This window comes from Bradyrhizobium sp. USDA3010 (assembly GCF_056429065.1).
Window position 1 is genome coordinate 35,341 of record NZ_JBWJZD010000017.1, and the last position, 14,110, is coordinate 49,450.

General features: G+C 65.5%; 12 protein-coding genes. 9 read left to right on the forward strand and 3 right to left on the reverse strand.

The genetic code is table 11. From position 1 onward, the window contains the following. Nucleotides 1-53: 53 nt before the first annotated feature. Nucleotides 54-836, forward strand: a complete 783-nt coding sequence (locus AC066Y_RS24165) for an SDR family NAD(P)-dependent oxidoreductase (RefSeq protein ID WP_478276054.1) — start codon at nucleotides 54-56, stop codon at nucleotides 834-836. Between the two features lie 218 nt (nucleotides 837-1,054). Here AC066Y_RS24165 and AC066Y_RS24170 read toward each other — a convergent pair whose 3' ends face one another. Further along, complete coding sequence (locus AC066Y_RS24170; protein WP_478276055.1) at nucleotides 1,055-1,858, reverse strand: enoyl-CoA hydratase; 804 nt, start codon at nucleotides 1,856-1,858, stop codon at nucleotides 1,055-1,057. A gap of 385 nt (nucleotides 1,859-2,243) precedes the next feature. Between AC066Y_RS24170 and AC066Y_RS24175 the strand changes: the two genes are divergently transcribed. Beyond that, the gene (locus AC066Y_RS24175) at nucleotides 2,244-2,897 is read left to right on the forward strand and encodes a PilZ domain-containing protein (protein ID WP_478276056.1); all 654 of its coding nucleotides are present in this window, start codon (nucleotides 2,244-2,246) and stop codon (nucleotides 2,895-2,897) included. A 261-nt stretch (nucleotides 2,898-3,158) separates the two neighbouring features. Here the strand turns inward: AC066Y_RS24175 and AC066Y_RS24180 are convergent, their stop codons facing one another. After that, nucleotides 3,159-3,863, reverse strand: a complete 705-nt coding sequence (locus tag AC066Y_RS24180; protein ID WP_478276057.1) for a hypothetical protein — start codon at nucleotides 3,861-3,863, stop codon at nucleotides 3,159-3,161. Nucleotides 3,864-4,049: 186 nt separating this feature from the next. Between AC066Y_RS24180 and AC066Y_RS24185 the strand changes: the two genes are divergently transcribed. The 7 genes from AC066Y_RS24185 to AC066Y_RS24215 all read left to right on the forward strand — a co-directional run bounded on the left by AC066Y_RS24185 (nucleotide 4,050) and on the right by AC066Y_RS24215 (nucleotide 11,918). Next, on the forward strand, nucleotides 4,050-4,670 hold the full coding sequence (locus AC066Y_RS24185) for a class I SAM-dependent methyltransferase (protein ID WP_478276058.1): 621 nt from the start codon (nucleotides 4,050-4,052) through the stop codon (nucleotides 4,668-4,670). Between the two features lie 23 nt (nucleotides 4,671-4,693). Further along, nucleotides 4,694-5,104, forward strand: coding sequence for a DOPA 4,5-dioxygenase family protein (locus AC066Y_RS24190; protein ID WP_478276059.1), 411 nt, complete (start codon nucleotides 4,694-4,696; stop codon nucleotides 5,102-5,104). Nucleotides 5,105-5,239: 135 nt separating this feature from the next. Further along, entirely contained in the window at nucleotides 5,240-7,621 is a 2,382-nt protein-coding gene (locus AC066Y_RS24195) for a putative bifunctional diguanylate cyclase/phosphodiesterase (RefSeq protein ID WP_478276060.1), read from the forward strand. A gap of 210 nt (nucleotides 7,622-7,831) precedes the next feature. Beyond that, nucleotides 7,832-8,872, forward strand: a complete 1,041-nt coding sequence (locus AC066Y_RS24200; RefSeq protein WP_478276061.1) for a DUF2778 domain-containing protein — start codon at nucleotides 7,832-7,834, stop codon at nucleotides 8,870-8,872. A gap of 248 nt (nucleotides 8,873-9,120) precedes the next feature. Next, the gene (locus AC066Y_RS24205) at nucleotides 9,121-10,170 is read left to right on the forward strand and encodes an aromatic ring-hydroxylating dioxygenase subunit alpha (protein ID WP_478276062.1); all 1,050 of its coding nucleotides are present in this window, start codon (nucleotides 9,121-9,123) and stop codon (nucleotides 10,168-10,170) included. Between the two features lie 8 nt (nucleotides 10,171-10,178). Beyond that, a complete protein-coding gene (locus AC066Y_RS24210; protein WP_478276063.1) occupies nucleotides 10,179-10,925 on the forward strand; it encodes a GntR family transcriptional regulator in 747 nt (248 codons plus the stop codon). A 12-nt stretch (nucleotides 10,926-10,937) separates the two neighbouring features. After that, a complete protein-coding gene (locus AC066Y_RS24215; RefSeq protein ID WP_478276064.1) occupies nucleotides 10,938-11,918 on the forward strand; it encodes a PDR/VanB family oxidoreductase in 981 nt (326 codons plus the stop codon). 22 nt (nucleotides 11,919-11,940) lie between these two features. On the opposite strand, the gene AC066Y_RS24220 is transcribed toward AC066Y_RS24215, so the two are convergent. Next, a complete protein-coding gene (locus tag AC066Y_RS24220) occupies nucleotides 11,941-13,902 on the reverse strand; it encodes a putative bifunctional diguanylate cyclase/phosphodiesterase (protein WP_478276065.1) in 1,962 nt (653 codons plus the stop codon). Nucleotides 13,903-14,110: the final 208 nt, after the last annotated feature.

Consider the following 14,110-nt stretch of genomic DNA (forward strand, 5'->3'; position numbering starts at 1 on the left):
CGACGCGCAATGCGCTATTGCTCTACGAACAGTTTTGGTCTGGAGGCACTCCCATGAAGAATACCGGCAAGGTCGTCGCCATCACCGGGGCGGCGCGCGGCATCGGCAAGGCCTGCGCCGCGCGCTTCCTGTCCGATGGCGCCAGGGTTGTGATCTCGGATGTCGACGCTGCCGGGCTCGTCCACACCGCCCAGGAGCTCGGACATGAGGACCGGTTGCGGGCCGTCGAGGCCGACGTCAGCAAGCGTGCCGACGTCGACCGCATTGTCGCCACGGCGGTGAAGGAGTTCGGCCGGCTCGACGTCATGGTCAACAATGCCGGCGTCGCGCGCAACCGGGATTTCCTCGATATCAGCGAGGCCGAATTCGACGACGTGATGGGGATCAATCTCAAGGGCGCGTTCTTCGGCGTCCAGGCCGCGGCGCGCCAGATGATCGCGCAGGGCGGTGGCGGCGTCGTCGTCAACATGTCCTCGGTCAACGCGCTGCTCGCGATCCCCTCGCTTGCGACCTACGCGATGTCCAAGGGCGCGATGAAGCAGCTCACCTCGGTGGCCGCGGTGGCGCTGGCACCGCACGGCATTCGCGTCGTGGCGGTCGGACCCGGCACCATCCTGACCGAGATGGTGGCGACGGCGATCTTCTCGTCGGAGGACGCGCGGCGCAGCGTGCTGTCGCGCACTCCGGCCGGCCGTTGCGGCGAGCCGAGCGAGGTTGCCTCGGTCGTGGCGTTCCTCGCCAGCGACGACGCCTCCTACATCACCGGCCAGACCATCTATCCCGACGGCGGGCGGTTGATCCTCAACTACACGGTGCCGGTCAACGAGAAGAAGTAGGCTGGCTCGTCGCGAGGGCGCTGAAGCTGTGCTTCGCCTCCCGCAGAGCCCTGCACGATTTCGGAATATTAGAAGAATAGTCCTGAGTTGCCCGACGTGTCAAGTCGCCCTGTCAGAACGCCGCGGGCTCCTTTGCATGGGGTTGTTTTCGATATTTTGGCGAGCGCACCTGCGGCAGCAGGGCGCTGCTGCCGGCTGGGCGGGGTAAGACTGCCGCGTCACCGGCCCTTGAACTGCGGCTTGCGCTTTTCCATGAAGGCGCTGCGGCCTTCGCGGAAATCCGCGCTGTCCATGCAGTCGATGCCGATCTGCTTGATCGCGGCCATGTCGCGATCGGCGGGATCCTTCAGCACCTGCGCGATGGTGATCTTGGCGGCCTTGATCGCCAGCGGCGCGTTGCCCGAAATCGTGCGCGCGATCTCCATGGTCGCGTCCCACAGCTCGGCATCCGGCAGCACGCGATCGACGAGACCGATCCGCAGCGCTTCCGCGGAGTCGATCCGCATGCCGGTATACATGATCAGCCGCGCCCAGGACGGGCCGACCAGCGACACCAGGTGGCGCAGCCCGTCATAGCCATAGGCGATGCCGAGCTTGGCGGCGGGAATGCCGAACTGCCCGCTGGCGCCGGAGATGCGGATATCGGTCAGCATCGCGACCTGCATGCCGCCGCCGAGGCAGAAGCCGCGGATGCAGGCGATGGTCGGCTTCGGGTAGTCGGCGAGCAAGGCGCGCTGGGCGGCGCTGCGCCGTGAATATTCCTCGGAGGCTTCCGCGTTGTGGCGGGTCTTCTCGAACTGGCTGATATCGGCGCCGGACATGAAGGCCTTGTCGCCCGCGCCGACCAGGATCACGACACGGACAGCCGGGTCGTCGCGCAAGGCGGTCAGCGCCTCGCCGAGCCCTTCCCACATCTCCAGCGACATCGCATTGCGCTTGTCGGGATTGTTGAAGGTGATGACGCCGACGCCGTCGACCACGCTTTGCAGGATCTTGCCGTCGGCAAGCGATCTATCTGACATGTTGAGCCTATGAGGGTCCGGTCCGATTTGAGTCAAGGCTAGCACTCGGTTGCGAGCCGAGGCAGGCGGTTTAGGGCACGGCGCGATTGCATCGGCGTGCGGCAACTCTCCCGGTAGTTGTACGGCTCGCAAAATAAACGGCCGCGAAAGGGTTGCGCCATAGAGTGTGCCGCCCGCGCTCCGTGCCGGCTTAACTTTTTCCTAGTTTTTCGGCGGTACGACTGTACGCACCTGCGCGCCAGGATCGTTCCACGACGCGCTGGGGTGCGTGCCGCAGCCTCCCGCTGCCATCGCATCGGTAGCGGACATCCCCTCATCGGACCGGCAGGGAAGCCGGTCACCCCCGACCTCCGTGCACTCACATCGCCTCGGGCGAGGTCCAGTCGTGTCTGTCGAAAAGTTTCTCAAGCAACGCGCGGTCAGGATCTCGGTCAACGGCAGCTACACGCTGCCGAACTGGTACGATGCGCAGGGCAAGCTGCGCACCTTCGCCTGCCGCACCACGCGCGTCTCGCCGTTCCGGATGATCGTGGACGTGCCTGTCGTCGGCAAGATCGGCGACCGGTTGACCTCGTATTTCGAGGAGTTCGGCAAGTTCGAAGGCTGCATCACCGACACGATGAGCGGCAGCTTCCTGCTTGAGCTCGAGATGACGCATGCCAGGCGCGAGAAGTTCGCCGACAAGCTGACCTGGATCGAGAAGAAGCAGAGGGATCCGAGCGTCCGCGAGGCGCGCAACAATCCGCGTTTTGTTCCGGTCGTGCCGCATGCCATGCTGACGCTGGCGGACGGCACCATGCAGAGCTGCTTCATCATCGACATGTCGTTGTCGGGCGCGGCGGTGTCCTCCGAGCTGCAGCCGCCGATCGGCATGCCGCTGGCGATCGGCGCCTGCGTCGGCCGCGTGGTCCGGCATCTGCCGAACGGCTTCGCCATCAAGTTCGTCGAGACCTACAGGCAGGGCGATCTCGGCCGCCTGATCGCGCGCAAGTCCAGGGAACTGCTGGTGGTGTCCGCCGACGCCGACCCGGTTGCCTGACGGCCGGACTTCGCCGGCTCTGCTAGAGCATGATGAGATTGGGCTGAGCTGGAACGGCGTCGCAAGTTCACCTCTCCCTTGGGAGAGGTCGATTTGCGCAGCAAATCGGGTGAGGGGTTACGGTCTATCGAGAGAGCAAAAGCCCTCACCCGGATTGCACCGGACGATGCTTCGCATCGCCGAGAGCAATCCGACCTCTCCCCGACGGGGAGAGGTGAACCGAGACCGCGCCAAGCCGATTCATCCAAACCTCATCCCGCTTTAGGACAGCTGTTCCGGATCTTCGGCCGCGCGCATGCGCGCGATACTGTCTTCTGTCGCCGCCGCGCCGGCCGCCGCGATCGCGATCTCGCGCGCCAGATTGGTGCATTCGGCCCACAGCAGGAAGAATACCAGCGGCGGCCGCTCGCGCGCCTCCAGCATCTGGCGGCAGCGCTCCGCGGCGCCGTCGAGCGCCCACCACTGCCGGGCGACGACCATGACCTTGCGGAAGCTGCGCAGCGTGCCGGAGAATTTTTGCGGATCGGCACCCACGATGGCGCCGCAATGGTTCAGCCAGTTCAGCGCCGCATAGATCGCGATGCCGTAATCCTCGATCGCCGTTCCCGTGAAATCGACGACGGTGTTGTCGTGCGCGCGCTGGCGCAGGAAAGCGTCGATCATCTCGGCCTGGCGCGCCGGATCGACCAGCAGCGAGGTGTCTTTCCGCGGCACCATCGGGACATAGCGCATCGCCTCGAGCCGCGTGTGCTCCCAGACCGCCCTGCTATCGCCGAGCAGGTCGCCGGGCTTGCGCTTGCAGGCCGGATAGACCAGCACGCCGTTGTCGGCGAGATCGAGATAGCGCGGCACCACCTTGTCGAGTGCGGCGAGAAACGCGCAGGGATCGGTGAGGCCGCGCAAGTCGCTGGCGGCGTCGTCCGTCTGTGCAGGCTTGTTGCCGCGTGTCCAGCCGAAATTGGCCATCCCCGGACGCCCCGATCTCAACCTCGCCATCAGGTTAAATCGAAAATGTGGCGATGCAAATGCGGCATTTGCCGCTGCGCGGCCGTGCGTGTCGGCTGCTGCCGGTTGACGCGGGAGACCACCACGCCTAGCTGATGGTTAATGGTGCGCAACACGGGTTGCTGCCGCTTTCGGGGACCTATCGCCGTGACCGCTTCTGATCGCCAGTCGCATTGGCAGAACGTCTATCTGACCAAGGGCGAGCAGCAGGTGAGCTGGTCGCAGGCCGATCCGCAGCCATCGCTGGGCTTGATCGAATCCGTCGCGCCCGGCCGCGATGCGTCGATCATCGACATCGGCGGCGGGGCCTCGCGCCTCGTCGATGCGCTGCTGGCGAGGGGCTTTCATGATCTGACCGTGCTCGATCTCTCGGAAGCTGCGCTGGCGAGCGCGCGGGAACGGATAGGCGCGACCGGCGCGGCGGTGCGGTGGGTGGCCGACGATGTGACGGTCTGGCAGCCGCAGCAGGCTTTCGACATCTGGCACGATCGTGCGGCGTTTCATTTTCTCGTCGAGGAGAGCGACCGCGCGGCCTATCTCGAGAGACTGCATCGCGGCGTCAAGGCAGGCGGCCACGCCGTGATCGGCACCTTCGCGCTCGACGGTCCGGAAAAATGCAGCGGCCTGCCGGTGCAGCGCTATGATCCCGCAACACTCAGCCGGACCATCGGTCCGGCCTTCGAGTTGACCGCGCATGAGGCGCATCGGCACGTCACGCCCTGGGGCGCGACACAGTCGTTCCAGTTCAGCGTACTGCGGCGGACGTGACCGGCCGCGGAAGGAGAGGCGAGATGACGGACGGTCCACGGACGATCGGCGAGATCGCGAGCTATCACGCCCATGTCTATTACGACCCCGCCACCAGCCGGGGCGAGGCCGAACGCCTGCGCAACTGGATGGGCGAGCGTTTCCTGGTCACGCTCGGGCGTTGGCACGACGTCAAGGTCGGCCCGCACGACCAGGCGATGTATCAGGTGGCGTTTGCGGCCGAGCTGTTTCCGACCCTGGTGCCGTGGCTGATGCTGAACCATGGCAGCCTGAGCATCCTGGTTCATCCCAACACGACCAATCCGCGCCGCGATCATCGCGACGATCCGCTCTGGATCGGCAGGCCGCTTGCCGTCCATGCCGACAAGCTGCCCGAGGAGGCCGAGATGGAGCAGGCGCCGGCCCCGAACACGTCGCCGACACTGCGTCCCTGAGCGTCGCGGCAGTTGTGTAAAGTTTGACGCAATGCCGTTACAGCCAAGTCGTTTCAAACTCATCGCGTTTTGCAACGTGAGGTTAAGCCGGCATTCCTAGGCTTACCCGACATTTCAGGGTCGGGCGCATTAGGCATGTTCTTTTCGTTTCGAAGCTGGTCACTGTGGCGGGTGGTCGGGCCTCTGCTCGCCATCGTGTTGCTGCTGGGCGGACTGTCGGCCGGCAGCCTGCAGGTGATGTCAGCGGTGCGCGCTTATGTGGCGGGCGAGAGCCTGTGGTCGAAGGGGCAGAAGGACGCCATTCACGACCTCCAGATCTATGTCAGCACCGGCGCGCCGCTCTATCTGCAGAAGTTCGATGCCGCGATCGCGGTGCCGCTGGCCGATCGCGCGGCGCGGCTCGCGCTGGAGGCGCCAGGCAACAATGACGCCGTGGCGAGGAGTGGCTTCGCTAAAGCAGGCAATCATGACGACGACATCGGCGGCCTGATCTGGCTGTTCAAATATTTCCGCACGATGCACCACGTGGCCGGCGCGGTGACGGCCTGGCGGAATTCGGATGCGCTGCTCGATCAGCTGATCGAAATCAGGAACGAGGCCGCCAACGACGTCGCGCTGCATGATCCCTCGGCGGCGACCATCAAACACTGGGCCGAGCGGATCGGTGCGGTCGACGCCGCGCTGAGCACGCTCGCCGTCGATTTCTCCGACCATTTGGGGAAGGCGTCGCGCCAGGTCTCCGCGCTGCTGCTGCTGGTCAATCTCGTGATCGCGGCCTGCCTTGCCGGCATCGTCCTGTTCCATACACGACGGATGCTGTGGCGGCGCTGGCTCGCCGAGACCGCGCTCGCCGTCGAGAAGGAGCGCGCCCAGCTCACGCTGGCCTCGATCGGCGACGCGGTCATCGTGACCACGCAGGACGATCGCGTCGGCTACATGAACGGCGCCGCGCAGCGGCTGATCGCGTCGGGGCAGGACGTAACCGGATGGCAGCTCTCATCGCTGTTCAACATTGCCGAGCAGCCGGTGCGGGGATCGTTCCAGAGCGCCGATTCCGGCGACGAGAGCCGGCCGCAGCAGCGGCTCCTGGTGCGGCCGGACCATTCCAGCGTGCCGGTCTCGGTGGTCGAGACCCCGATCGTGCACGCCGGCGAACCGGCCGGCCGCGTCATGATCATTCACGACATGACGGCCGAGCGGCGGCTGGTCGAGGAACTGGCGTGGGCCGCCTCCCATGACGCACTCACCGGCCTTGCGAACCGCCGGCAGTTCGAGTTCGAACTGCACAAGGCGATGTCGGGCTCGCCGGCCACAGGCGCCGATCTGATGCTGATCGACCTCGACCAGTTCAAGATCGTCAACGACACCTGCGGCCACATGGCAGGCGACCGGCTGCTGAAACAGGTAGCGAGGCTATTGGCGGCTGAAGTCGGCGGCAGCGGGCTGGTCGCGCGTCTCGGCGGCGACGAGTTCGGCATTCTGCTCCACGATGACGGCTCCGCCACGCATGACGTCGCCGCCGATGTCGCGGAGCGGATCAGGGCGGTGATCGAGCAGTCGAACTTCGTCCATGAGGGCTCGAGCTTCCGGATCAGCGCGAGCATCGGTCTGGTCGCGCTTGCCGACAGCGCCGGCGTGCAGGACGCGTTGCGGCTTGCCGACGTCGCCTGCTTCCTCGCCAAGGACAAGGGACGCAACCGCGTCCAGGAGCACCGTCCGTCCGATACCGGCATGGCGGTGCGTGTCGCCGAGATGAGCTGGGTCAATCGCATCCGCAAGGGATTGGATGAGGGACGCTTCTGCCTCTACGAGCAGGAGATCCGCCCGATCAACGGTGCGCTGAAGGGCAATGAGCGGCGCGAATTGCTGCTGCGGCTGCGCGACGAGAACGGCGCGCTGGTGCCGCCCGGCAGCTTCCTGCCCGCGGCCGAACGCTACGGGCTGATGCCGCTGATCGACCGCTGGGTGGTTCGCCGCGCCTTCGAGATCATCGCCGAGCGCAAGCACCACCCGCGCAGGATTGCGAGCTACGCCATCAATCTCTCCGGCGCCACCATCGGGGACGGCGACTTCGTCGACTTCGTCGCCGAGCTGTTCGCCCAGCATGATTTTTCGCCGGCATTGGTGTGTTTCGAGATCACCGAGACCAGCGCCATCTCCAATCTCGACGAGGCGCAGACATTCATCGCGCGGCTGCGCAAGATCGGCTGCAGCTTCTCGCTCGACGATTTCGGCACCGGCATGTCCTCGATCGCCTATCTGAAGCACCTGCCGGTCGACACCATCAAGATCGACGGCTCGTTCGTGAAGGAGATTCTGAACAGCAAGGTCGATCGCGCGATGGTCGAGATGATCACCAAGACCGCGAAGATCATGCAGAAGCAGGTGGTCGCCGAATTCGTCGAGAGCCTCGCGATCCTGGACGAGCTGCGCCTGATCGGGGTCGACTACGCCCAAGGGTACGCCATCGGGAAGCCGGTTCCGGTGCTCACCCTCCGGGAAGAAAAGATCGCCTGAGTCGCCGAAAATTGTCCCGAAACGGGACTTTTTCGGCCATTTCGCCCCGCCCGGGGCTGATTCGCCGGCACTTTCCATCCGAAAAACGTTTAAAAATCCTGTCGTTGCCCGCTTCGTCTCGATTATGCCTTACTCTAATTCCCTGATATGATGTGCGAACGGTGAATCCAACGTGGGCCGGGTAACAGGCCCCAGAGCACCGACTTGGGGATGATGGGTCAACGTACGACGAAAGCTGCCGCGCGCAAGTCGAGCCGCGGCACGTCTCTGGTGGGCAGCACGGCGTTCGCCGTGAGCGCGCTCGTCCTGTCGTCTGGCCTTGCCGCCTGGATGGTCGGCATCGACCCGACCGCATGGCTGCATGGACCGGCACTCGCCAACACCGCCGCCTCGCTGAACTTCGACGATCGCTTCGGCTCTCGCTCCACGATCAATACGGCCTCACTCTATTATCCTCTGCGCCGCGGGTTCCGTTCGAGCCGCGGCGATTTCAATTCCGAGTTCGGTCAGATCGAGGACGCGCTGGCCGGCCAGCTGCGTGACACCCAGACCGAGCTGCCGACCAGCCAGCCGGCGTCGGCATCCGTCGCGGCCACGACGACCACGACCGCAGCATCCGCTGTGCCGATGCCGCGATCGCGGCCGGCCGAGGCCAATCTGCTGGCGCGCAACGATCAGCCGCCGCCGCAGGCGCCGGTGCAGCAGGGCGACAACCGGACGTTCCTGCAGAAGATCGCCGACATGATGCCGGGCAAGCTGCAACTGGCCTCGATCGATCCGAATGATGGCTTGTTGTCCGGCCCGAGCCCCGATCTCGGCGCGCTCGGTTATGACAGCACCACGGCGGTCTACGACATCACCGGCCGCATCGTGTACATGCCCGACGGCACGAAGTTCGAAGCGCATTCGGGGCTCGGCAATCTGCTCGACGATCCGTCGCATGTGACCGCCCGCAACGCCGGCGCGACGCCGCCCGGCATCTACGAGATGAAGCCGCGCGAGAAGCTGTTCCACGGCGTGCCCGCGCTGCGCATGACCCCGGTCGATGGCAGCGATACGTTCGGGCGTGTCGGCCTGCTCGTGCACAGCTACATGCTGGGACCGAACGGCGACTCCAACGGCTGCATCTCGGTCAAGCATTACGACAAATTCCTGCAGGCCTACCGCAGCGGCACGATCAAACGCATCGCCGTCGTGGTCAGCATCAAGGACGTCAAGTCGGCCTCGACCCGCGCGGCGTCGAACTCGTAGGCCGCACCGGCGCGGCCGGGTCGTCGAACCCTTCAAATCCTCAGTGAGTCTCCTCGCCTCGGGCGCGAAAGCGCCGGGCGATGCGCCGTTGGCGCGGCGGAATGCGCGCCAAGACCCCCGGCTGCTCCTCCTTCCTTAATTGATGTATACATGAATATCCCGTTTGCGGACTATAATACCGTGATTTGTCATATTCGGAAGATTGATGTATACATAAAGTATCCGAAGAGATCCCAAGAGGGCGACCGATGCCAAAACCCTTTCCAATGAACGCGTGGTACGCAGCCGGCTGGGATGCCGAGATCAAGCACGCGCTGTTGCCGCGGACGATCTGCGGCAGGCATGTCGTGATGTTCCGGAAGGGCGACGGCGAGGTCGTGGCGCTCGAGGATGCCTGCTGGCATCGCCTGGTGCCGCTGTCCAAGGGCAGGCTCGACGGCGATACCGTGGTCTGCGGCTATCACGGCCTGAAATACAATGCGAAGGGCCGCTGCACCTTCATGCCCTCGCAGGAGACGATCAATCCGTCGGCTTGCGTCCGCGCCTATCCGGTCGTCGAGCGCCATCGTTTCATCTGGCTCTGGATGGGCGATCCCGCGCTGGCCGATCCCGCGCTGGTGCCCGACATGCACTGGAACCACGATCCGGCCTGGGCCGGCGACGGCAAGACCATTCACGTCAAATGCGACTATCGCCTCGTCGTCGACAATCTGATGGACCTGACCCACGAGACCTTCGTGCACGGCTCGAGCATCGGCAATGATGCGGTCGCCGAAGCGCCGTTCGACGTCACCCATGGCGAGAAGACCGTGACCGTCACGCGCTGGATGAGGGGCATCGAGGCGCCGCCGTTCTGGGCCAAACAGTTGCAGAAGCCGGGCCCGGTCGATCGCTGGCAGATCATCCGCTTCGAGGCGCCGTGCACCGTCAATATCGACGTCGGCGTCGCGCCGACCGGATCGGGCGCGCCGGAGGGCGATCGTTCGCAGGGCGTCAACGGCTATGTGCTCAACACCATCACGCCGGAGACCGAGAAGACCTGCCATTATTTCTGGGCCTTCGTCCGCAATCACCGCATCACCGAGCAGCGCCTGACCAGCGAAATCCGCGACGGCGTCGCCGGCATCTTCCATGAGGACGAGATCATCCTGGAGGCGCAACAGCGCGCGATGGACGAGAATCCGGACCGCGTATTCTACAACCTCAACATCGACGCCGGCGCGATGTGGGCGCGGCGCGTCATCGACCGCATGGTGGCGAAGGAAAATCCGTCGCAGCAGCTGCAGGCGGCGGAGTAGGCCGAGCCATGGCGGAACGCGAAGCCGATCGCTCAGTATCGCACACGGTGCGGGCGCAGCTCGCACTGCGCGACCTGGTTCTCTCGGGCAGCCTGCGGCCGGGCGAGCGCATCTCGGAACTGCAGGCGGTCGAGATCACCGGGGTGTCGCGCACGCCGGTGCGGATGGCGCTGGTCCGGCTGGAGGAGGAAGGCCTGCTGGAGGCGATCCCGTCCGGCGGCTTCATGGTCAAGGCGTTTTCCGAGCGCGACATCCTCGATTCGATCGAGCTGCGCGGCACGCTGGAGGGCCTTGCCGCGCGCTTTGCCGCCGAGCGCGGCGTCTCGTCGCGCGATCTCGAGCCGCTGAAGGAGTGTCTCAGCGAGATCGACGGCCTGGTGCGGCAGGACCCGATCTCGGTCGAAGCGTTTTCGTCTTATGTCGCGCTCAATGCGCGCTTCCACGCGCTGCTCACCGAACTGTCGCGCAGTCCGCCGCTGATCCGCCAGATCGATCGCGCCTCGGCGCTGCCGTTCGCCTCGCCGAGCGGCTTCGTGATGGCGCAATCGGCCTTGCCCGAGGCGCGCCAGATTCTGCTGATCGCGCAGGACCATCATCGCGTGGTGGTCGACGCCATCGAGAACCGCGAGGGCGCGCGCGCCGAAGCGATCATGCGCGAGCATGCCCGGCTTGCGGCACGCAATCTGCGGCTGGCGCTGCGCAACCGCACCCACCTTGATCTGCTGCCGGCGCTGGCGCTGGTCACCGCCGGCTGAACGGAGCGCGCGATGCGATTCATTGAAACCTGGACCTCCGCCACGCTGCTGGCAACGCGCGACCTCACGCCTGGCATCCGCGAATTCCTGCTGCGGCCGGACGATTTCACCGGCGCGGCCTATCCCGTCGGCAGCCACATCGATGTCGGCGTCACCATCGAAGGCCAGCCGCAGACCCGGTCCTATTCGCTGGTCGGCGAAGTCGAGCCGCAAGGTTATCGGATCGCGGTGCGGCACGCAGCGGATTCCCGCGGCGGCTCGCGCTATATGTGGTCGCTTGTGCCGGGGGCGCGGCTCACCATCACGCTGCCGACCTCGCTGGTGCAGCTCGACTGGACGCGGCGGCATTTCTGCCTGATCGCGGGTGGCGTCGGCGTCACGCCGATCGTCGGTGCGGCACAGGCACTGGTCCGCCGCGATGCCGGCGTGACATTGCACTATGCCGTGCGCACGCGCGGCGACGCGGCCTATCTCGATACGCTCGAGCGTCTGCTTGGCGACCGCCTCATCGTCCATGCCGCTGACGAGGGCAAACGGCTCGACCTCGACGGCGTCTTCGCAAGGCTGCCGCAGAATACGATGACATTGTTCTGCGGTCCGATGCGGATGCTCGATGCGGCGCGGCGTGCCTGGGCGGCGTCCGGCCGGGCGATGACCGATCTGCGTTACGAGACCTTTGGATCGAGCGGGCTGCTGCCGACCGAGGCGTTCCGCGTGCGGCTCAAGGGTGAGGGGACCGAGTTCGTGATCCCGCGCGACCGCTCGATGCTGGACGTGCTCAACGAAGCCGGCCATGAGGTGATGAGCGACTGCCGGCGCGGCGAATGCGGCGTCTGTGCGATCGATGTGGTCGATGTCGACGGCAAGATCGACCACCGCGACGTGTTCTTCAGCGACCACCAGAAGCAGGAGAGCCGCAAGATCTGCGCGTGCGTCTCGCGCGCCCGCGGCACCATCACGGTCGACACCTTGCATCGCGCCGACGCGCCGTAATGTGTGCGGCGCCCGGTCGGCGCTACGCCGCGCGCACCGAATGCTGCGGATTGTGATCGAGCAGCGCGGAGATATCGCTGCCCGACATCGGCCGGCCGATCAAATAGCCCTGCACCTCGTCGCAGCTGGTCTGGCGCAGATATTCGAGCTGATCCGCGGTCTCGACGCCTTCGGCCACGACGCCGATCTGCAGGTCCTGCGCGAGGCCGATCACCGATCTGACGATCGCGGCGCAATCCGGCTGGGTCAGCATGTCCCGGATGAAGGATTGATCGATCTTGATGCGGCTGAACGGCAGCTTGCGCAGATAGGTCAGCGACGAGAAGCCGGTGCCGAAATCGTCGAGCGCGACCGTTAGCCCAAGCTCGAGCAGCCCGTTCAGGATCGCGGGCGCCGATCCGAATTTCGAGATCAGCATCGATTCGGTAATCTCGATCTCCAGCCGGTTCGGCGCGACATTGGCCTCGGCAAGCGCCTCGACGATGGTCTGCAGGATGCCGACGTTCTGGAACTGGACCGCGGAGAAATTCACCGCGATCCTGATGTCATCAGGCCAGCGCGACAGCATCGCGCAGGCGCGGCGGATCACCCACTCGCCGAGCTGGTGGATCAGTCCGCTCTCCTCGGCGATCGGAATGAAGACGCTGGGCGGGATCAGGCCACGCGTCGGATGCTGCCAGCGCAGCAGCGCCTCGAAGCCGGTGACGCGGCCTTCGCGGATGTCGAGGAACGGCTGGTAGACCAGAAACAGCTGGTCGGCTTCGATGGCCTGTTCCAGGTCGCGCTGCAGGGCGCGGCGATCGCGCGCCGACTGGTCGTCGCTGGCCTCGAAGAAGCAGATCGTGCCGGGACCGGATTTCTTCGCCCGGTACAGCGCGATGTCGACATGCTTGAGCAGATCGTGGGACGTATTGCCGTCCCGCGGCGCGAGCACGATGCCGATGCTGATCGCGCTGGTGATCTCGAACCCGTCGATCGGGAACGGATCGGCGAAGGCCGCGACGAACCGTTCGGCGATTGCGAGTGCGTCGTCGGGCCGCGTCAGATTGGACATGATCAGCGCGAACTCGTCGCCGCCGATCCGTGCGACATGCTCGGCCGCGCGCGTGCAGCGCTGCAACCGGGCGGCAAGCTGCACCAGGAGCTCGTCGCCAGCCGGATGGCCGAACCTGTCGTTGATCTCCTTGAAGCGGTCGAGATCGAGCAGCAGCACCGCGAATTCCTCGCCCGAGCGCTCCAGCCGGCTCAGCGCGCCGTTGAGCGCCTCGTTGAAGGCGACGCGGTTCGGCAGATGCGTCAGCGGATCCTGCCGCACCGTCCGTTCGGCTTCGTGCTGGGCGATGATGCGGCGCCTGAACTCGAATGCATTGACGAACACGCCGCGCAGCAGCACGGAGCCGTAGACCAGGACGAGCACGACCATCAGCAGATAGATGAAGTCGCCGTCCCTGCCGAGGCAGATCGCGGTGCCGACGAAGATCGGCCCGGTAAAGGCAATGGCGGCGATCGGGATGGTGGAGAAGGCGAAGGCGCCGCCGGCCAGCATGCCGGCGCAGAGACACGTGATCACCAATTGGGCGCCGCTCGATGCGTTCGCAAAGAAGGTGACCGGGACGACGCCCCAGGCCGCGCCCAGCGCCAGCGCATTGCGCACCAGCCGGTACATGGTCCGGCGCGACACGAATTGCGGCTTGGCGATGCGGCGCGATGCGCGCACCTGCATGCCGAAGAACAGCGCCGCGCTGCTCACCGCAGCGGCCCACACCAGCGCGAAGGCCCAATCCGGCGATTGCCACAGCGCAACCGCGAGCACCAGCGCGTTGCAGGCGTTGGCCAGCATGATGCCGAAGGAATAGCCGAGCACGAGCGAAACCTGCTCGGCGCGGATGTGGCCGGCAAGCGCTTCGTCTGTCGGTGGTGCGCCGAAGGCCGCGAGGTCACCCGCGAACAGGGCCGCGAAATATGATCTGAGATCGATACGCATCTCACTACATTGCCTGCGTGGTTTGACCATGCGCAGGGACCAAGAATTCTCTGCAAACCTTTGACAAACTATGAACTATTGGAACGAACCGTGCCACGGCGGGCTCACGTTTTGGTTCCCGCCGGCAGGCATTGCTAACAAATCGATAGAAATGCGTGACGGGTGTCACGGCGGGCCGTGACGGGTGTCACGGACCGGCAAAGGTGGC

What these genes read in the sequence shown, in the direction of transcription:
- AC066Y_RS24180 (WP_478276057.1), bottom strand. Translation starts at nt 3,863, where the DNA reads ATGGCCAATTTCGGCTGGACACGCGGCAACAAGCCTGCACAGACGGAC.
- AC066Y_RS24165 (WP_478276054.1), top strand. Translation starts at nt 54, where the DNA reads ATGAAGAATACCGGCAAGGTCGTCGCCATCACCGGGGCGGCGCGCGGC.
- AC066Y_RS24210 (WP_478276063.1), top strand. Translation starts at nt 10,179, where the DNA reads ATGGCGGAACGCGAAGCCGATCGCTCAGTATCGCACACGGTGCGGGCG.
- AC066Y_RS24220 (WP_478276065.1), bottom strand. Translation starts at nt 13,902, where the DNA reads ATGCGTATCGATCTCAGATCATATTTCGCGGCCCTGTTCGCGGGTGAC.
- AC066Y_RS24195 (WP_478276060.1), top strand. Translation starts at nt 5,240, where the DNA reads ATGTTCTTTTCGTTTCGAAGCTGGTCACTGTGGCGGGTGGTCGGGCCT.
- AC066Y_RS24215 (WP_478276064.1), top strand. Translation starts at nt 10,938, where the DNA reads ATGCGATTCATTGAAACCTGGACCTCCGCCACGCTGCTGGCAACGCGC.
- AC066Y_RS24205 (WP_478276062.1), top strand. Translation starts at nt 9,121, where the DNA reads ATGCCAAAACCCTTTCCAATGAACGCGTGGTACGCAGCCGGCTGGGAT.
- AC066Y_RS24190 (WP_478276059.1), top strand. Translation starts at nt 4,694, where the DNA reads ATGACGGACGGTCCACGGACGATCGGCGAGATCGCGAGCTATCACGCC.
- AC066Y_RS24170 (WP_478276055.1), bottom strand. Translation starts at nt 1,858, where the DNA reads ATGTCAGATAGATCGCTTGCCGACGGCAAGATCCTGCAAAGCGTGGTC.
- AC066Y_RS24200 (WP_478276061.1), top strand. Translation starts at nt 7,832, where the DNA reads ATGATGGGTCAACGTACGACGAAAGCTGCCGCGCGCAAGTCGAGCCGC.